A 19119-nucleotide genomic window follows, 5' to 3' on the forward strand; every position below is an offset into this window, starting at 1 on the left:
CCGACCCGACCCGACCCCGAGCCTCGAAGGGCAGCCCCCACCATGGACATCCCCGCGATCGCCGACGCCGAGGAACTCTCCTGCGACGTCCTCGTCATCGGCGGCGGCACCGCCGGCACCATGGCGGCCCTGACCGCCGCCGGCCGCGGCGCGCGGGTCCTGCTGCTGGAGAAGGCGCACGTACGCCACTCCGGCGCCCTCGCCATGGGCATGGACGGGGTCAACAACGCGGTCGTCCCCGGCCGCGCCGAGCCCGACGACTACGTCGCCGAGATCACCCGCGCCAACGACGGCGTCGTCGACCAGTCCACCGTCCGCCAGACCGCCACCCGCGGCTTCGCGATGGTGCAGCGCCTGGAGTCGTACGGCGTGAAGTTCGAGAAGGACGAGCACGGCGAGTACGCGGTCCGCCGGGTCCACCGCTCCGGCTCGTACGTGCTGCCCATGCCCGAGGGCAAGGACGTCAAGAAGGTCCTCTACCGGCAGCTGCGCCGCCGCGAGATGCGCGAGCGGATCCGGATCGAGAACCGGGTGATGCCGGTACGGGTCCTCACCTCGCCCGAGGACGGCCGGGCCATCGGCGCGGCCGCTTTCAACACCCGTACCGGCGCCTTCGTGACGGTCCGCGCGGGCGCGGTCATCCTCGCGACCGGACCCTGCGGCCGGCTCGGACTCCCCGCCTCCGGATACCTCTACGGGACGTACGAGAACCCGACCAACGCGGGCGACGGCTACGCCATGGCCTACCACGCGGGCGCGGCCCTCACCGGGATCGAGTGCTTCCAGATCAACCCGCTGATCAAGGACTACAACGGCCCGGCGTGCGCGTACGTCGCGAACCCCTTCGGCGGCTACCAGGTCAACCGCCACGGCGAGCGGTTCGTCGACTCCGACTACTGGTCGGGGCAGATGATGTCCGAGTTCGCGGCCGAACTCGCCTCGGACCGGGGGCCCGTGTACCTGAAGCTCAGCCACCTCCCGGAGGAGACCGTCTCCGCCGTCGAATCGATCCTGCACACCACGGAGCGGCCGACCCGCGGCACCTTCCACGCGGGCCGCGGCCACGACTACCGCACGCACGACATCGAGATGCACATCTCGGAGATCGGACTGTGCGGAGGCCATTCGGCGTCGGGCGTGCGCGTCGACGACCACGCCCGCACCACCGTGCCGCGGCTGTACGCGGCCGGGGACCTGGCCTCCGTACCGCACAACTACATGATCGGGGCGTTCGTCTTCGGCGACCTGGCGGGCGAGGACGCGGCGCAGTACACGGCGTACGAGGGCCCGCTCCCGGCGGACCAGGTGGCGGCGGCGCACGAGCTGGTCTACCGTCCGCTGCGCCGGCCGGACGGGCCGCCGCAGCCGCAGGTGGAGTACAAGCTGCGGCGCTTCGTCAACGACTACGTGGCCCCGCCGAAGACGGGCGCGAAGCTCTCCCTCGCCGTGGAGGCCTTCACCCGGATGAGCGGCGAGATCGAGGAGATGGGGGCGCAGACCCCGCACGAGCTGATGCGGTGCGCGGAGGTGTCCTTCATCCGGGACTGCGCGGAGATGGCGGCCCGGGCCTCGCTGGCACGGACGGAGTCCCGCTGGGGCCTGTACCACGAGCGGCTCGACCACCCGGGGCGCGACGACGCGGGCTGGCTGCACCACCTGGACCTGCGCAAGTCGGCTTCGGGGGCGATGGAGTTCACGGCCCGGCCGGTGGAGCCGTACGTGGTCCCCGTCCCCGAATTCACACCGGAGGGCGGCGCCTCCCGGCACCTGGGCGAGGTCGAACTGGTCGGCGTGGCGACGGCGGGCCCGCGCAGGGCCGCTCCGCGCGGGGGCCGGGGTACGGAATCCGGGGCGCCCGCAGAGGCCTCCCCTGCTGCCGGGGAATCCGCGAGCGCACCCGCCTCCGACGCGGCCGGGCCCGTGGTGGCCGCAGGCCCCTCGCCCCGGATCCTCGAACTCCTCTCCCTGGCCGAGGAGTCGCCGGACCTGGCGGCCCTGCGGCCGTACCTCGGCGACCCCGATCCGGCGGTACGGGCCTCTGCCGTGGCCGTGATCGGCGAGACCGTCCCGGCGGGGGCGGGCCCGGAGCTGGCGGCCCGCCTCGGGGATCCGGATCCGGCGGTACGGGCGGCAGCCGCGGCCGCGCTGCGGGAGCTGCTGGAGGTCCTGCCGGGTGATCCGGAGCTCGGGGCCGCCCTGCGCGCCGCCCTGGAGGTCCCCGACCCGGCGGTCCGCTCGGCGGCGCTGGAGGCCCTGCGCGCGCTGCGGCTCGGCGACGCCGCCCTGTACGCGGAGTCCCTCGCGGACCCCGACCCGGAGGTCCGTATCCACGCGGTCCGGGCGCTGGTCTCGGTGGACGCCGTCCCGGCCCTGGCGCGGGCCGCGGCGGATCCGGCCCGTGAGGTCCGGGTCGCGGTGGCCAAGGGGCTCGCGGCGGTGCACGCCCCGGCCCCGGCCCCGCTGGACCCGCTCCTCGCGGACCCGGACCTCCTGGTCCGCGCGGCGGCCCTGGCGGCGCTGGCCGCCACGGGCTGCCCGGCGCCGTACGCGGCCACCGCCATCACCGCCCTCGCCGACCCGGCGTGGCAGGTCCGCGCGGGCGCCGCCACCGCCCTCTCGGCGGCCGACCCCGCCACGGCCGTGGACGCCCTGGCCGCGGCCCTGAAGGACGACAACGCGGACGTCCGCAAGGCCGCCGTCCTCTCCCTCCGCACCCACCGCACCGCTCCCGAGGCCCGCACGGCCCTGGCCACGGCCACCTCGGACCCGGACGCCGATGTTCGCGCATATGCCGCTCGCCACTGACAGAGTCAACATCAGCCCACCGTCCACACGTGTGGACGGTCCCGGAAGGAACTCCGGCGATAGGCTGGACGGACTCGCGAGACTCTCCGCATGGGAGCACTACCGATGAGCGTCGATCCCGAAAAGACCGACCCGGGATACCGCTGGCCCGTCCCGCCGGCAGGCGGCTGGACCGGTGACGACCTTGACCGGCTTCCCAACCTGCCTCCGCACACGGAGCTGATCAACGGAAGCCTGCTCTTCGCGAGTCCTCAGACTCGTTTCCACATGCGCGCCCTGAGGTTCTTCGAGCAACAGCTCGAATCTATGGTGCCGGTGGGGCTCGAGGTGGTCAGAGAGTTCACGATCGACATCGATCGGCGCAACAGGCCCGAGCCGGACGTGATCGTCGCCGAGGAGGACAGCGAGGATCCGGACCAGACCCGGCTCCCGGCATCGATCGTCCGGCTGGCCATCGAGGTCGTCTCCACGGAGTCAGTGGGACGCGACCGCGAAACCAAACCGATCAAGTACGCCCGTGCCAAGATCCCGCACTTTTGGCGGGTGGAAAACCAGGAGGGCCGGGCGGTGGTTTACGTTTACGAGCTCGATCCGGCTACGAAGGCGTACGTGGCCACTGGCATCTTCCACGACCGCCTCAAGGTGTCGGTCCCGTCCCCCATCGACTTGGACCTCACTGCAATCGCCCCGAAGCGCCGCCGCGCCGAATAGCACCGCCACACGCCACTGGGCCCGGCCCCCATCGGGGAGCCGGGCCCAGTCGTGTCGCAGCCGGTCAGCGGACGAACGTGCTCGCCTGCCCCGCCAGATCCAGGAAGTACTGCGGCGCCAGGCCCAGGACCAGCGTCACCGCCACGCCCACCGCGATGGTGGTCATCGTCAGCGGCGACGGGACGGCCACCGTCGGGCCGTCCGGCTTCGGCTCGCTGAAGAACATCAGGACGATCACCCGGATGTAGAAGAACGCGGCGATCGCGGACGAGATGACACCGACCACGACCAGCACCCCCGCACCGCCCTCCGCCGCCGCCTTGAACACGGCGAACTTGCCCGAGAAGCCGGACGTCAGCGGGATGCCGGCGAAGGCCAGCAGGAACACTGCGAAGACCGCCGCCGTCAGGGGGGAACGGCGGCCCAGCCCCGCCCACTTGGACAGGTGCGTCGCCTCGCCGCCCGCATCGCGCACCAGCGTGACCACCGCGAACGCGCCGATCGTCACGAAGGAGTACGCGCCCAGGTAGAAGAGGACGGACTGGACGCCCTGCGCCGAGGTCGCGATCACACCGGCCAGGATGAAGCCCGCGTGCGCGATCGAGGAGTACGCCAGCAGGCGCTTGACGTCGGTCTGGGTCACCGCGATCACCGCACCGGCCAGCATCGTCACGATGGCGATGCCCCACATCACCGGCCGCCAGTCCCACCGCAGGCCCGGCAGGACGACGTACAGCAGGCGCAGCAGCGCGCCGAAGGCGGCCACCTTCGTCGCCGCCGCCATGAAGCCGGTGACCGGGGTCGGGGCGCCCTGGTAGACGTCCGGGGTCCACATGTGGAACGGGACGGCACCGACCTTGAAGAGCAGGCCCGTCAGGATCAGCGCCCCGCCGATCAGCAGCAGCGCATCGTTGCCCATGGTGTCGGCCAGCGCCGGGTCGATCTTCGTGACGGTGCCGTCGACCACGTCGGCGATGGCCGCGTACGAGACCGAGCCCGCGTACCCGTAGACCAGCGCGATGCCGAAGAGGAGGAAGGCCGAGGAGAAGGCCCCGAGCAGGAAGTACTTGACCGCCGCCTCCTGCGACATCAGCCGCTGGCGGCGGGCGACGGCGCAGAGCAGGTACAGCGGGAGGGAGAAGACCTCCAGGGCCACGAACAGCGTCAGCAGGTCGTTGGCCGCGGGGAAGATCAGCATCCCGGAGATCGCGAACAGCACCAGCGGGAAGACCTCGGTGGTGGTGAAGCCCGCCTTGACGGCGGCCTTCTCGCTGTCGCTGCCCGGTACGGACGCCGCCTGCGCGGCGAACGAGTCCACCCGGTTGCCGTGCGCGGCCGGGTCCAGGCGCCGCTCGGCGAAGGTGAAGACCGCGACGATCGAAGCCAGCAGGATGGTGCCCTGCAGGAACAGCGCCGGGCCGTCCACGGCCACGGCGCCCATCGCCGCGATGTGCGCCTTGTCGCCGGCGTACCCGCCGGCGGCGAGTCCGACGACCGCCGCGAAGGCCGAGGCCAGCGCGGCGACGGCGAGGAACACCTGGACGTAGTAGCGGGACTTGCGCGGTACGAAGGCCTCGACGAGGACCCCGATGATCGCCGCGCCCACCACGATCAGCGTGGGCGCGAGCTGCGCGTACTCGATGTGCGGGGCCGGGATCCGGTCGACCGGATCCGCGGCCGCCAGCGTCAGCAGCCCTTGGGCAGCAGCCACGGTGCTCACTTCGCCGCCTCCCCGTTCTTGGCCTCGACGGCCACCTGTGGCTTCGGGTCCTTCTGGTGTACGTCGGACATGGTGTGCTCCACCGCCGGGTTGACGATCTCGGTGAGCGGCTTCGGGTACACGCCGAGCGCGATCAGCAGCGCGATCAGCGGGGCGACCACCAGCACCTCCCGCAGGCGCAGGTCCTTCATCGGGCGGACCTCCTCCTTCACGGGTCCGGTCATCGTGCGCTGGTAGAGCACCAGGGTGTAGAGCGCGGCGAGCACGATGCCGATGGTGGCGATGATGCCGATGACCGGGTACCGGGCGAACGTGCCGACCAGGACCAGGAATTCACTGACGAACGGGGCCAGGCCGGGCAGCGACAGCGTGGCGAGGCCGCCGATCAGGAAGGTGCCGGCCAGGACCGGGGCCACCTTCTGCACACCGCCGTAGTCGGCGATGAGCCGGGAGCCGCGCCGCGAGATCAGGAAGCCGGCCACCAGCATCAGCGCGGCCGTCGAGAGCCCGTGGTTGACCATGTAGAGCGTGGCGCCCGACTGCCCCTGGGAGGTCATCGCGAAGATGCCCATGATGATGAACCCGAAGTGCGAGATCGAGGCGTACGCGACCAGCCGCTTGATGTCCCGCTGCCCGACCGCGACCAGCGCGCCGTAGACGATGCTGATCAGGGCCAGGACGAGGATCACCGGCGTGGCCCACTTGCTGGCGTCGGGGAACAGCCCGAGGCAGAAGCGGAGCATCGCGAAGGTGCCGACCTTGTCGACGACCGCGGTGATCAGTACGGCGACCGGGGCGGTGGACTCGCCCATCGCGTTCGGCAGCCAGGTGTGCAGCGGCCACAGCGGGGCCTTCACAGCGAAGGCGAAGAAGAAGCCGAGGAACAGCAGCCGCTCGGTGTTGGTCGCCATGTCCAGCGTGCCCGCGGCGCGGGCGGCGGCGATCTCCTGGAGGGAGAAGTTCCCGGCGACCACGTACAGCCCGATGACCGCGGCCAGCATGATGAGGCCGCCGACGAGGTTGTAGAGGAGGAACTTGACCGCTGCGTACGAGCGCTGCGCGGCCGCGTTCTCGTCGGACCCGGCATGGGCCCGGTCCCCGAAGCCGCCGATGAGGAAGTACATCGGGATGAGCATGGCTTCGAAGAAGATGTAGAAGAGGAAGACGTCGGTGGCCTCGAAGGAGATGACCACCATCGCTTCGACCAGCAGGATCAGGGCGAAGAAGCCCTGTGTCGGCCGCCAGCGCGAGTTCGCCGGGGTTTCGGTCTCGAGCGGGTCGGCGTCGTGCCAGCCGGCCCCGATGACGAAGGGGATCAGCAGCGTGGTGAGCGCGATCAGCGCCACCCCGATGCCGTCGACGCCCAGTTCGTAGCGGACGCCGAAGTCGGGGATCCAGGCATGTGATTCGGTGAGCTGGTAGCGGGCGCCACCGGGCTCGAAGCGGACCGCGACGAGCACGGCCAGGGCCAGCGTCGCCAGCGAGAACAGCAGCGCGAGCCACTTGGCCGCGGTCCTGCGGGCGGCCGGGACGGCCGCCGTCAGGACGGCGCCGACCGCGGGGAGCGCGGCCGTCACCGTCAGAAGCGGGAAACTCATCTCACACCGCCCTCATCAGCAGGGTCGCGGCGATGAGGATCGCCGTGCCCCCGAACATCGAGACCGCGTAGCTGCGGGCGTAGCCGTTCTGCAGCTTGCGCAGCCGGCCCGACGCCCCGCCCACCGAGGCGGCCGTCCCGTTGACCACCCCGTCGACCAGGCTGTGGTCGACGTACACGAGCGAGCGGGTCAGGTGTTCCCCGCCGCGCACCAGCACGACGTGGTTGAAGTCGTCCTGGAGCAGGTCCCGGCGGGCCGCCCGGGTGACCCAGCTGCCGCGCGGGGCGACGACCGGGACGGGCCTGCGGCCGTACATCGACCAGGCGACGGCGACGCCGACGACCAGGACGACCATGGTGGACGCGGTCACCGTCATGGCGCTGACCGGCGAGTTGCCGTGCTCGTAACCGGTGACCGGCTCCAGCCACTTCAGGAAGCGTTCGCCGATCTCGAAGAACGCGCCGGCGAAGACCGACCCGAACGCCAGGATGATCATCGGGATGGTCATGGACTTCGGGGACTCGTGCGGGTGCGGCTCGTGGCCGTCCGCATCGAGCTGCCAGCGCTTCTCACCGAAGAAGGTGAGGAGCATGACCCGGGTCATGTAGAAGGCGGTGATGCCGGCACCCAGCAGGGCGACCCCGCCGAGGATCCAGCCCTGGGTGCCGCCCTTGGCGAAGGCCGCCTCGATGATCATGTCCTTGGAGAAGAAGCCGGACAGACCGGGGAAGCCGATGATCGCCAGGTAGCCGAGGCCGAAGGTGACGAAGGTGACCGGCATGTACTTCCGCAGGGCGCCGTACTTGCGCATGTCCACCTCGTCGTTCATCCCGTGCATGACGGAACCCGCGCCGAGGAAGAGGCCTGCCTTGAAAAACCCGTGCGTCACCAGGTGCATGATCGCGAAGACGTACCCGATGGGGCCGAGGCCCGCCGCCAGGATCATGTAGCCGATCTGCGACATCGTCGACCCTGCGAGGGCCTTCTTGATGTCGTCCTTCGCGCAACCGACGATCGCACCGAAGAGGAGCGTGACCGCGCCCACGATGGTGACCACCAGCTGGGCGTCCGGCGCCCCGTTGAAAACGGCGGCCGAGCGGACGATCAGGTACACGCCCGCCGTCACCATCGTCGCCGCGTGGATGAGGGCCGAGACCGGGGTCGGGCCCTCCATCGCGTCGCCGAGCCAGGACTGCAGCGGCACCTGGGCCGACTTGCCGCACGCGGCGAGCAGCAGCATCAGGGCGATCGCCGTCAGCTTGCCCTCGGTCGCGTTGCCCACGGAGGCGAACACCGGCCCGAAGGCGAAGGTCCCGAAGGTGGTGAACAGCAGCATGATCGCGATCGACAGGCCCATGTCGCCGACCCGGTTGACCAGGAAGGCCTTCTTCGCGGCGGTCGCCGCGCTGGGCTTGTGCTGCCAGAAGCCGATGAGCAGGTACGAGGCGAGGCCGACGCCCTCCCACCCGACGTACAGCAGCAGGTAGTTGTCGGCGAGGACCAGCAGCAGCATCGCCGCGAGGAACAGGTTGAGGTAGCCGAAGAAGCGGCGACGGCGCTCGTCGTGCTCCATGTACCCGATCGAGTACACGTGGATGAGCGTGCCGACCCCGGTGATCAGCAGGACGAACGTCATCGACAGCTGGTCGAGCTGGAAGGCGACGTCCGCCTGGAAGCCCTCGACGGGGATCCACGTGTACAGCTTCTCGTACAGGGTCCGGTCCTCGGCGCCGCGCCCGAGCAGGTCGGCGAACAGGACCACGCCGATCACGAAGGAGGCGGCGGCGAACAGGGTGCCGAGCCAGTGGCCGGCCTTGTCGAGGCGGCGGCCGCCGCAGAGCAGCACCACCGCTCCGAGCAGGGGCGCCGTGATCAGCAGCCCAATCAGATTCTCCACTGTGAGCGCCCCTTACAGCTTCATCAGGCTGGCGTCGTCGACCGAGGCCGAGTGGCGGGTACGGAACAGCGACACGATGATCGCGAGGCCCACCACGACCTCCGCGGCGGCGACGACCATCGTGAAGAAGGCGATGATCTGGCCGTCGAGATTGCCGTGCATCCGGGAGAAGGCGACGAACGCGAGGTTGCAGGCGTTGAGCATCAGCTCGACGCACATGAACAGCACGATCGCGTTCTTCCGGATGAGCACTCCGGCCGCGCCGATGGTGAACAGCAGGGCGGCCAGGTACAGGTAGTTGACCGGGTTCACTTCGAGGCCTCCTCACGGCCGAGCCGCTCGGCCGACGCCTGCTCCAGCGCCTTCAGGTCGTTCAGCGCCTCGCTGGAGACGTCCCGGATCTGGCCGCGGGCGCGCAGCGTCTTGTTGACGGTCAGCTCGGACGGGGTGCCGTCCGGCAGCAGACCGGCGACGTCGACCGCGTTGTGCCGGGCGTACACGCCGGGCGCGGGCAGCGGCGGGAGCTGGACACCCTCGCGGACGCGGCGCTCGGCGAGCTCGCGCTGCGTGGCGGCCCGCTCGGTGCGCTCGCGGTGGGTGAGGACCATCGCGCCGACGGCGGCCGTGATCAGCAGCGCGCCGGTGATCTCGAAGGCGAACACGTACTTGGTGAAGATCAGCGTGGCCAGCCCCTCCACGTGCCCGGCGGAGTTGACCCGGCCGAGCCCGTTGAAGTGGCTGAGACCGGCATTGGCGATGCCGGCGATCAGCAGGACGCCGAAGCCGAGCCCGCACAGGGCGGCCAGCCAGCGCTGCCCCTTGAGGGTCTCCTTCAGCGAGTCGGCGGCGGTGACGCCGACGAGCATGACCACGAAGAGGAAGAGCATCATGATCGCGCCGGTGTAGACGATGACCTGGACCACGCCCAGGAAGTACGCCCCGTTGGCGAGGTAGAAGACCGCCAGGATGATCATCGTCCCGGCCAGGCTCAGCGCGCTGTGCACGGCCTTCTTCATCAGGATCGTGGACAGCGCGCCGATGACGGCGACGGTGCCGAGGACCCAGAACTGGACCGCCTCGCCCGTGGAGGTCAGGGTGGCCGCTGCGAGGGCGCTCATGCCTGCACCTCCTCGGAGGGCGCCGCCTGCTCGCCCTTCGAGACCGCCACCTGCCGCTGCGTACCGGGAGCCGCCCCGGTCACCAGCCCGCGGTAGTAATCCTGCTCGTCCATGCCCGGGAAGATCGAGTGCGGCGACTCCACCATGCCCTCGGTCAGGCCGGCGAGCAGCTGCTCCTTGGTGTAGATGAGCGATTCGCGGCTGGCGTCGGCCAGTTCGAACTCGTTCGTCATCGTGAGCGCCCGCGTCGGGCAGGCCTCGATGCACAGCCCGCACAGGATGCAGCGGGCGTAGTTGATCTGGTAGACCCGCCCGTACCGCTCACCCGGGGAGTACCGCTCCTCCTCGGTGTTGTCCGCGCCCTCCACGTAGATGGCGTCCGCGGGACAGGCCCAGGCGCACAGCTCGCACCCGATGCACTTCTCCAGACCGTCCGGGTGCCGGTTCAGCTGGTGCCGTCCGTGGAAGCGCGGAGCGGTGGTCTTCTGCTGCTCCGGGTACTGCTCGGTGAGGCGCTTCTTGAACATGGCCTTGAAGGTCACGCCGAAGCCGGCCACCGGGTTCTGCCACTTCTCGCCCTGCTCGGCATCAGACTTGTCAGACATTCTCAGCACCCTCCTCTCGGTCACTGTCAGTATTCGTCCCGCCACTGACAATCAGCTCCCGCTCACTGCGAGGCCGCCTGCGCGGTACGGGTGCCAGGTGCTGGCCGGGCTTGGGCGGTACGGGGAACCCGCCCGCCAACGGGTCGAAGGGCTCGGCCCCGGCGGCCTCGCCGGCCTGCTCGGCGGCCGCCTTCTCCTTCTTGTCCCGGAAGAGGTCCGCGACGAAGGACAGCAGCAGGATCGCGACGACCGCGCCGCCGACGTACAGGACGATCTCCGAGAAGTCGTACTGCTCGTTGCGCAGCGCCCGGACGGTCGCGACCAGCATCAGCCAGAGCACGGAGACCGGGATCAGGACCTTCCAGCCGAGCTTCATCAGCTGGTCGTAGCGCACGCGGGGCAGCGTTCCGCGCAGCCAGATGAAGAAGAACAGCAGCAGCTGGACCTTGATGACGAACCAGAGCATCGGCCACCAGCCGTGGTTCGCGCCCTCCCAGAAGTGACTGATCGGGTACGGGGCCCGCCAGCCGCCGAGGAACAGGGTGACCGAGACCGCCGAGACGGTGACCATGTTGACGTACTCGGCCAGCATGAACAGCGCGAACTTGATGGAGGAGTACTCGGTGTTGAAGCCGCCGACGAGGTCGCCCTCGGACTCCGGCATGTCGAACGGCGCGCGGTTCGTCTCGCCGACCATCGTGATGACGTAGATGATGAACGAGACCGGCAGCAGCACGATGTACCAGCGGTCCGCCTGCGCCTCCACGATCGCCGAGGTCGACATCGACCCGGAGTAGAGGAAGACGGAGGCGAAGGCCGCGCCCATCGCGATCTCGTACGAGATCATCTGCGCGCAGGAGCGCAGGCCGCCGAGCAGCGGGTACGTCGAGCCCGAGGACCAGCCGGCCAGGACGATGCCGTAGATGCCGACCGAGGCGACCGCGAGGATGTAGAGCATGGCGATCGGGAGGTCGGTCAGCTGCATCGTGGTGCGCTGGCCGAAGATCGAGACCTCGTCGCCGGGCGGACCGAAGGGGATCACCGCGATGGCCATGAAGGCCGGGATCGCCGCGATGATCGGGGCCAGGACGTACACCACCTTGTCGGCCCGCTTGACGATGATGTCTTCCTTGAGCATCAGCTTCACGCCGTCGGCGAGCGACTGGAGCATGCCCCAGGGCCCGTGCCGGTTGGGGCCGATGCGCAGCTGCATCCAGGCGACGACCTTGCGCTCCCAGACGATGGAGAAGAGCACGGTCACCATCAGGAAGGCGAAGCAGAACACCGCCTTGACGACGACCAGCCACCAGACGTCCCTGCCGAACAGGGAGAGGTCCTCGGCAGCGAGCTGTACCGCGTTCACGCGCCCACCTCCGCAGGGGTGCCGCTGCTGTCGGCCGGGGTCGCCGGACCGATCCGTACGAGGGTGCCCGGGTGGGCCCCGGTGTCGGCGAGGACGCCGTGGCCGGTGGAGTTCAGCGGGAGCCAGACCACGCGGTCGGGCATCTCGGTGATCCGCAGCGGCAGTTCCACGGAGCCGGCCGGTCCCGTCACCGCGAGGACGTCGCCGTCCTTGACGCCCGTCTCGGCGGCCGTGGCGGCCGAGAGCCGGGCGCTCGCCTCGTGCCGGGTGCCGGCCAGGGCGTCGTCGCCCTCCTGGAGCCGGCCCTGGTCGAGGAGGAGCCGGTGGCCCGCCAGGACCGCTTCGCCCGCCCCGGGGCGGGGCAGCGGCGCGGTGTCCGCGGACTGCCCGGCCGCCCGCTCCCCGGTCCACGGGCCGAGCGCGTCGAGCTCGCGGCGCACGGCGTGTACGTCGGGCAGCGCGATCGGCCGGTCGGCCGCGTCGGCCAGCATGTGCAGCACGCGGGCGTCGGCGGGGGCGAGGGGGCGGGTCATCTGGTCGGGCTTGAGCGCGGCCTCGAACGGCCGGACCCTGCCCTCCCAGTTGATGAACGCGCCGGCCTTCTCGGCGACGGCGGCGACCGGGAAGACGACGTCCGCGTGGTCGGTGACCTGGCCGGGCCGCAGTTCCAGCGAGACCACGAAGGCCTCCTGGAGGGCGACCAGCGCCCGGGCCGGATCCGGCAGGTCGGCGATCTCGACGCCTGCGACCAGCAGGGCGCTGAGCTCCCCGCCCGCGGCGGCCTCGACGATCTGGCCGGTGTCGCGGCCGTAACGGTGCGGGAGCTCGTCCAGCCCCCAGGCGGTGGCGACCTCGTCGCGGGCCCGCGGGTCGGTGGCCGGACGGGCCCCCGGCAGCAGGGACGGCAGCGCACCCGCCTCGACGGCGGCCCGCTCCCCCGCCCGGCGCGGGATCCACACCAGCTGCGCGCCGGTGGCCGCGGCGGCCCGTACGGCGGCGGTCAGCGCGCCGGGCACCCCGGCGAGCCGCTCCCCGACGACGATGACCGCCCCGGACCGGCGCAGCGCGTCGGCGGCCTCGGACCCACCGGCCTCCAGGCCCGTCCGGGAGGCGAGTGCGTCGAGCCACTCGGGCTCGGTGCCGGGGGCGGCGGCCAGCAGCGTGCCGCCCGCCTTCTCCAGGCCGCGGGTGGCGAACGGGGCGAGGGCGAAGGTCCGCTGCTTGTGCTTGCGGTGGGCCTTGCGCAGCCTCAGGAAGACGCCGGGGGCCTCCTCCTCGGACTCGATGCCGGCGAGCAGGACGGCGGGCGCCGCCTCCAGCTTCGCGTACGTCACCCCGGCGCCGTCGAGGTCCTTGCCGGTGCCGGCGACGGTGGCGGCCAGGAACTCGGCCTCCTCCGCGCTGTGGATCCGGGCCCGGAAGTCGATGTCGTTGGTGTCGAGGACGACCCGGGCGAACTTGGCGTACGCGTACGCGTCCTCGACGGTGAGCCGGCCGCCGGTCAGCACCCCCGCCCGGCCGCGCGCGGCGGCGAGCCCGGCGGCCGCGGCCTCCAGGGCCTCGGGCCAGCTGGCCGGGGCGAGGACCCCGTCCGTGCCGCGCACCAGCGGGGTGGTGAGCCGGTCCGGGCGCTGCGCGTAGCGGAACCCGAAGCGGCCCTTGTCGCAGATCCACTCCTCGTTGACCTCGGGGTCCTCGGCGGCCATCCGGCGCAGCACCTTGCCGCGGCGGTGGTCGGTCCGGGTCGCGCAGCCGCCCGCGCAGTGCTCGCACACGCTCGGGGAGGAGACGAGGTCGAACGGGCGGGAGCGGAACCGGTACGCGGCCGAGGTGAGGGCGCCGACGGGGCAGATCTGGATGGTGTTGCCGGAGAAGTACGACTCGAAGGGGTCGCCCTCGCCGATGCCGACCTGCTGGAGCGCGCCGCGCTCGAGCAGCTCGATCATCGGGTCGCCGGCCACCTGGGTGGAGAACCGGGTGCAGCGCGCGCACAGCACGCACCGCTCGCGGTCCAGCAGCACCTGCGTGGAGATCGGGACCGGCTTCTCGTACGTGCGCTTCCTGCCCTCGAAACGCGAGTCGCTCTGCCCGTGGGACATCGCCTGGTTCTGCAGCGGGCACTCGCCGCCCTTGTCGCAGACCGGGCAGTCCAGCGGGTGGTTGATGAGCAGCAGCTCCATCACGCCGCGCTGGGACTTCTCGGCGACGGGGGAGGTGAGCTGCGTCTTGACGACCATGCCGTCGGTGCAGGTGATGGTGCAGGAGGCCATCGGCTTGCGCTGGCCCTCGACCTCGACGATGCACTGGCGGCAGGCGCCGACCGGGTCGAGGAGGGGATGGTCGCAGAACCGGGGGATCTCGATGCCGATCTGCTCGGCGGCCCGGATGACCAGGGTTCCCTTGGGCACCGACAGTTCGACGCCGTCGATGGTCAGGGAGACGGTGTCTTCGGCGGCCTTCGGCCGCCCCGCAGCCTCGCCGCCACCGGCGGGGGAGTTAGTGGTGACGGTCACGCGTTCACCTCCGTGTCAGCCCAGAGGGTCGACTTCCTGGGGTCGAAGGGGCAGCCCTTGCCCGTGATGTGCTGCTCGTACTCCTCGCGGAAGTACTTGAGCGAGGAGAAGATCGGGCTTGCGGCGCCGTCGCCGAGCGCGCAGAACGACTTGCCGTTGATGTTGTCGGCGATGTCGTTCAGCTTGTCGAGGTCGGACATGACGCCCTTGCCGGCCTCGATGTCGCGGAGCAACTGGACCAGCCAGTAGGTGCCTTCGCGACAGGGGGTGCACTTGCCGCAGGACTCGTGGGCGTAGAACTCGGTCCAGCGGGTGACGGCCCGCACCACGCAGGTCGTCTCGTCGAAGCACTGGAGCGCCTTGGTGCCGAGCATGGAGCCGGCCGCGCCGACGCCCTCGTAGTCCAGCGGGACGTCGAGGTGCTCGTCCGTGAACATCGGGGTGGACGAGCCGCCCGGGGTCCAGAACTTCAGCCGGTGCCCGGGCCGCATCCCGCCGCTCATGTCGAGCAGCTGGCGCAGGGTGATGCCGAGGGGGGCCTCGTACTGGCCGGGGCCTGCGACGTGCCCGGAGAGCGAGTACAGGGTGAAGCCGGGGGACTTCTCGGTCCCCATCGACTTGAACCAGTCCTTGCCCTTGTTCAGGATCGCGGGAACCGAGGCGATGGACTCCACGTTGTTGACGACAGTGGGGCAGGCGTAGAGCCCCTCGACGGCAGGGAAGGGGGGACGCAGCCGGGGCTGACCGCGCCGGCCTTCGAGGGAGTCGAGGAGTGCCGTCTCCTCACCGCAGATGTACGCGCCCGCCCCCGCGTGCACCGTGATGTCGAGCTTCGGCCCGCTCCCGAGACCGCTCTTTTGACGATGTTCAGCCTCCCCGAGGTAGCCGGCCTCGTACGCCTCGCGCACCGCCTCGTGCAGGCGTCGCAGCACCGGCACGACCTCGCCGCGCAGGTAGATGAAGGCGTGCTCCGACCGGATCGCGTAGCAGGCAATGATCATTCCCTCGATGAGGGAGTGCGGGTTGGCGAAGAGAAGGGGGATGTCCTTGCAGGTTCCCGGCTCCGACTCGTCCGCGTTCACGACGAGGTAGTGCGGCTTTCCGTCGCCCTGCGGGATGAACTGCCACTTCATTCCGGTGGGGAAGCCCGCGCCGCCGCGCCCGCGCAGACCGGAGTCCTTGACGTAGGCGATGACCTCGTCGGGCGACATCGCAAGTGCCTTGCGGAGTCCCTCGTAGCCGCCGTGCCGCCGGTAGGTGTCCAGCGTCCACGACTGCGGCTCGTCCCAGAACGCCGACAGCACGGGCGCCAGCAGCTTCTCCGGGGCGCCGTTCTCATGCATTTCGGCAGTCACCGTCATCACTCCCCCTCCTCGGTGGCAGCCGGAGCCTCACCACGCGGGTGCACGACCTTGCCGAGCTGGGTGCTGTCGCCGCGTGCGATGCGCAGGCCGATCAGGGAGGCGGGGCCGGCCCCGCCGGTCGCCTCGACCGCGCCCTCGCGCTCGTCCGGGAAGCCGGCCAGGATCCGGGCGGTCTCCTTGTAGGTGCACAGCGGCGCGCCCCGGGTCGGGGAGACCTCGCGGCCGGCGATCAGGTCGTCGACCATGGCCTTGGCGGACTCGGGGGTCTGGTTGTCGAAGAACTCCCAGTTGACCATCACCACGGGGGCGTAGTCGCAGGCCGCGTTGCACTCGATGTGCTCGAGGGTCACCTTGCCGTCGGGGGTGGTCTCGTTGTTGCCGACCCCGAGGTGCTGCTTGAGCTCGTCGAAGATGGCGTCGCCGCCCATGACCGCGCACAGGGTGTTCGTGCAGACGCCGACCTGGTAGTCGCCCGAGGGCTTGCGCCGGTACATCGTGTAGAAGGTGGCCACCGCGGTGACCTCGGCGGTGGTCAGGCCCAGCACCTCGGCGCAGAACCGGATGCCCGTGCGCGAGACGAAGCCCTCCTCCGCCTGGGTCAGGTGCAGCAGCGGCAGCAGCGCGGAGCGGCTGTCTGGGTAGCGGGCGATGACGTCCTTGGCGTCCGCTTCGAGCCGGGCGCGTACGTCGGCCGGGAAGTCGGGTGCCGGCAGCTGGGGCATGCCCAGGGACAGGGGGGCCTGGGGGGTGTCCCCTCCAGAGAACGCGGTGGTCATCGGTCGACGCCTCCCATCACGGGGTCGATGGAGGCGACGGCGACGATGACGTCGGCGACCTGGCCGCCTTCGCACATCGCTGCCATGGCCTGCAGGTTGGTGAAGGACGGGTCCCGGAAGTGGACCCGGTAGGGGCGGGTGCCGCCGTCGGAGACGACGTGGACCCCGAGCTCGCCCTTCGGCGACTCGACGGCCGCGTACGCCTGCCCGGCCGGCACCCGGAAGCCCTCGGTCACCAGCTTGAAGTGGTGGATGAGGGCCTCCATGGAGGTGCCCATGATGTTCTTGATGTGGTCGAGCGAGTTGCCGAGGCCGTCCGGGCCCATCGCGAGCTGCGCCGGCCAGGCGATCTTCTTGTCGGCGACCATGACCGGGCCCGCCTCGAGCCGTTCCAGGCACTGCTCGACGATCCGCAGGGACTGGCGCATCTCCTCCAGGCGGACCAGGAACCGCCCGTACGAGTCGCAGGTCTCGGTGGTCGGGACGTCGAACTCGTAGGTCTCGTAGCCGCAGTACGGATCCGCCTTGCGCAGGTCGTGCGGCAGGCCGGCGGAGCGCAGGATCGGGCCGGTGGCGCCGAGTGCCATGCAGCCGGTGAGGTCGAGGTAGCCGACGTCCTGCATGCGGGCCTTGAAGATGGGGTTGCCGGTGGCGAGCTTGTCGTACTCCGGCAGGTTCTTCTTCATGGTCTTGAGGAAGTCGCGCAGCTGGTCGACGGCGCCCGGGGGCAGGTCCTGCGCGAGGCCGCCGGGGCGGATGAACGCGTGGTTCATGCGCAGGCCGGTGATCAGCTCGAAGACGTCGAGGATCAGCTCGCGGTCGCGGAAGCCGTAGATCATGATCGTGGTCGCGCCCAGCTCCATGCCGCCGGTGGCGATGCACACCAGGTGGGAGGAGAGCCGGTTGAGCTCCATCAGCAGGACGCGGATGACGGTGGCGCGGTCCGGGATCTGGTCGGTGATGCCGAGCAGCTTCTCGACGCCGAGGCAGTACGCCGTCTCGTTGAAGAACGGCGTCAGGTAGTCCATGCGCGTCACGAAGGTGGTGCCCTGCGTCCAGTTCCGGAATTCGAGGTTCTTCTCGATGCCGGTGTGCAGGTAGCCGATGCCGCAGCGGGCCTCGGTGACCGTTTCGCCGTCGATCTCCAGGATCAGCCGGAGCACTCCGTGGGTGGACGGGTGCTGCGGCCCCATGTTGACGACGATCCGCTCGTCGTCGGCCTTGGCCGCCGACTGGACGATCTCGTCCCAGTCGCCGCCGGTGACGGTGTAGACGGTGCCCTCGGTGGTCTCCCGGGAGGCTGCGTGGTCCGAGGAGGCGTGGTTCGGGGAGGCGTGGTTCGACGTGGACATCAGCTGTACGACCTCCGCTGGTCGGGAGCCGGGATCTGGGCGCCCTTGTACTCGATGGGGATGCCGCCGAGCGGGTAGTCCTTGCGCTGCGGGAAGCCCTGCCAGTCGTCCGGCATCATGATCCGGGTGAGCGCCGGGTGCCCGTCGAAGACGAGGCCGAAGAAGTCGTACGTCTCGCGCTCGTGCCAGTCGTTCGTCGGATAGACGGAGACGAGCGACGGGATGTGCGGATCGGCGTCCGGGGCGGTCACCTCCAGGCGCACCACCCGGCCGTGGGTGACGGAGCGCAGGTGGTAGACGGCGTGCAGCTCGCGGCTCTTGTCGTCGGGGAAGTGCACCCCGGAGACGCCGGTGCAGAGCTCGAAGCGCAGCGCCGGGTCGTCGCGGAGGGTCTTCGCGACGCGGGGCAGGTGCTCGCGGGCGATGTGGAGCGTCAGCTCGCCCCGGTCGACGACGACCTTCTCGATCGCGTTCTCCGGGAGCAGGTCCTGCTCCTCCAGCGCCCCTTCGAGCTCGTCGACGATCTCGTCGAAGTAGGAGCCGTACGGGCGGTGGCTGGCGCCGGGCATGGCCACGGTGCGGACGAGGCCGCCGTAGCCGCTGGTGTCGCCGCCGCCCCGTGCTCCGAACATGCCCTTGCGGACGCCGATGACCTCGGGGCCCCCGGCGGAGCCCCTCGGGGCAGGAACGTTGTTCCCGTTGCCGTTGTCGTCGGTGCCCGGGGTGGTGTCGCTCGTGTCGCTCACCGGAGCAGCCCCTTCATCTCGATCGTGGGAAGGGCCTTGAGGGCCGCCGCCTCCGCCTCGCGGGCCGCCTCTTCCCGGTTCACGCCGAGCTTTCCGCCCTGGATCTTCTGGTGGAGCTTGAGGATCGCGTCGATCAGCATCTCGGGGCGGGGCGGGCAGCCGGGCAGATAGATGTCCACGGGGACGATGTGGTCGACGCCCTGGACGATCGCGTAGTTGTTGAACATTCCGCCCGAAGATGCACAAACCCCCATGGAGATGACCCATTTGGGAGCGGGCATCTGGTCGTACACCTGCCGCAGCACCGGCGCCATCTTCTGGCTGACCCGGCCGGCCACGATCATCAGATCGGCCTGGCGCGGTGAGCCGCGGAAGACCTCCATGCCGAAGCGGGCCAGGTCGTACCGGCCCGCTCCGGTGGTCATCATCTCGATGGCGCAGCAGGCCAGGCCGAAGGTCGCGGGGAAGACGGATGACTTGCGCACCCAGCCCGCGGCCTGTTCGACGGTGGTCAGCAGAAAGCCGCTCGGCAGCTTCTCTTCCAGTCCCAT

Annotated in this window: 15 protein-coding genes; 2 read left to right on the forward strand and 13 right to left on the reverse strand. The window is 70.5% G+C overall.

The features are described from left to right. The first annotated feature begins 42 nt into the window (after nucleotides 1-42). Nucleotides 43-2805, forward strand: coding sequence for a fumarate reductase/succinate dehydrogenase flavoprotein subunit (locus AB5J51_RS17855; RefSeq protein ID WP_369778069.1), 2763 nt, complete (start codon nucleotides 43-45; stop codon nucleotides 2803-2805). Nucleotides 2806-2910: 105 nt separating this feature from the next. Then, a complete protein-coding gene (locus AB5J51_RS17860) occupies nucleotides 2911-3516 on the forward strand; it encodes a Uma2 family endonuclease (protein ID WP_369778070.1) in 606 nt (201 codons plus the stop codon). 64 nt (nucleotides 3517-3580) lie between these two features. Here AB5J51_RS17860 and nuoN read toward each other — a convergent pair whose 3' ends face one another. Genes nuoN through AB5J51_RS17925 form a run of 13 tightly spaced genes read right to left on the reverse strand, consistent with a single transcriptional unit; the run spans nucleotide 3581 to nucleotide 19119 of the window. Next, on the reverse strand, nucleotides 3581-5227 hold the full coding sequence (gene nuoN, locus AB5J51_RS17865) for an NADH-quinone oxidoreductase subunit NuoN (RefSeq protein ID WP_053789811.1): 1647 nt from the start codon (nucleotides 5225-5227) through the stop codon (nucleotides 3581-3583). 5 nt (nucleotides 5228-5232) lie between these two features. Then, the gene (locus AB5J51_RS17870; RefSeq protein ID WP_369778072.1) at nucleotides 5233-6834 is read right to left on the reverse strand and encodes an NADH-quinone oxidoreductase subunit M; all 1602 of its coding nucleotides are present in this window, start codon (nucleotides 6832-6834) and stop codon (nucleotides 5233-5235) included. 1 nt (nucleotide 6835) lies between these two features. Next, entirely contained in the window at nucleotides 6836-8731 is a 1896-nt protein-coding gene (gene nuoL, locus AB5J51_RS17875) for an NADH-quinone oxidoreductase subunit L (RefSeq protein WP_369778073.1), read from the reverse strand. A 12-nt stretch (nucleotides 8732-8743) separates the two neighbouring features. Then, on the reverse strand, nucleotides 8744-9043 hold the full coding sequence (nuoK, locus tag AB5J51_RS17880) for an NADH-quinone oxidoreductase subunit NuoK (protein WP_030864698.1): 300 nt from the start codon (nucleotides 9041-9043) through the stop codon (nucleotides 8744-8746). Continuing rightward, a complete protein-coding gene (locus AB5J51_RS17885) occupies nucleotides 9040-9849 on the reverse strand; it encodes an NADH-quinone oxidoreductase subunit J (RefSeq protein WP_053789785.1) in 810 nt (269 codons plus the stop codon). Before AB5J51_RS17885 ends, nuoK begins: the two co-directional genes overlap by 4 nt. Then, nucleotides 9846-10454 carry an NADH-quinone oxidoreductase subunit NuoI gene (gene nuoI, locus AB5J51_RS17890; RefSeq protein ID WP_053789786.1) on the reverse strand — a complete coding sequence of 203 codons (609 nt, stop codon included), beginning with the start codon at nucleotides 10452-10454 and terminating at the stop codon, nucleotides 9846-9848. The genes AB5J51_RS17885 and nuoI overlap by 4 nt, the downstream gene beginning before the upstream one ends. After that, nucleotides 10447-11817: an NADH-quinone oxidoreductase subunit NuoH gene (gene nuoH / locus AB5J51_RS17895; protein WP_053789787.1), complete on the reverse strand. Its 1371-nt coding sequence runs from the start codon at nucleotides 11815-11817 to the stop codon at nucleotides 10447-10449. Before nuoH ends, nuoI begins: the two co-directional genes overlap by 8 nt. Further along, nucleotides 11814-14330, reverse strand: coding sequence for an NADH-quinone oxidoreductase subunit G (locus AB5J51_RS17900; RefSeq protein ID WP_369778074.1), 2517 nt, complete (start codon nucleotides 14328-14330; stop codon nucleotides 11814-11816). The genes nuoH and AB5J51_RS17900 overlap by 4 nt, the downstream gene beginning before the upstream one ends. Further along, on the reverse strand, nucleotides 14327-15691 hold the full coding sequence (gene nuoF / locus AB5J51_RS17905) for an NADH-quinone oxidoreductase subunit NuoF (RefSeq protein WP_053789789.1): 1365 nt from the start codon (nucleotides 15689-15691) through the stop codon (nucleotides 14327-14329). Before nuoF ends, AB5J51_RS17900 begins: the two co-directional genes overlap by 4 nt. After that, nucleotides 15691-16470, reverse strand: coding sequence for an NADH-quinone oxidoreductase subunit NuoE (gene nuoE / locus AB5J51_RS17910; protein WP_053789790.1), 780 nt, complete (start codon nucleotides 16468-16470; stop codon nucleotides 15691-15693). Before nuoE ends, nuoF begins: the two co-directional genes overlap by 1 nt. Continuing rightward, nucleotides 16467-17822 carry an NADH-quinone oxidoreductase subunit D gene (locus AB5J51_RS17915; RefSeq protein WP_369778075.1) on the reverse strand — a complete coding sequence of 452 codons (1356 nt, stop codon included), beginning with the start codon at nucleotides 17820-17822 and terminating at the stop codon, nucleotides 16467-16469. The genes nuoE and AB5J51_RS17915 overlap by 4 nt, the downstream gene beginning before the upstream one ends. Beyond that, complete coding sequence (locus AB5J51_RS17920) at nucleotides 17822-18568, reverse strand: NADH-quinone oxidoreductase subunit C (RefSeq protein WP_053789792.1); 747 nt, start codon at nucleotides 18566-18568, stop codon at nucleotides 17822-17824. The genes AB5J51_RS17915 and AB5J51_RS17920 overlap by 1 nt, the downstream gene beginning before the upstream one ends. After that, nucleotides 18565-19119 (reverse strand): NADH-quinone oxidoreductase subunit B family protein, encoded by a 555-nt coding sequence (locus AB5J51_RS17925; RefSeq protein ID WP_030298030.1) that lies wholly within the window; start codon nucleotides 19117-19119, stop codon nucleotides 18565-18567. The genes AB5J51_RS17920 and AB5J51_RS17925 overlap by 4 nt, the downstream gene beginning before the upstream one ends.

Source organism: Streptomyces sp. R33 (assembly GCF_041200175.1).
Taxonomy (GTDB): Bacteria; Actinomycetota; Actinomycetes; order Streptomycetales; family Streptomycetaceae; genus Streptomyces; species Streptomyces katrae_B.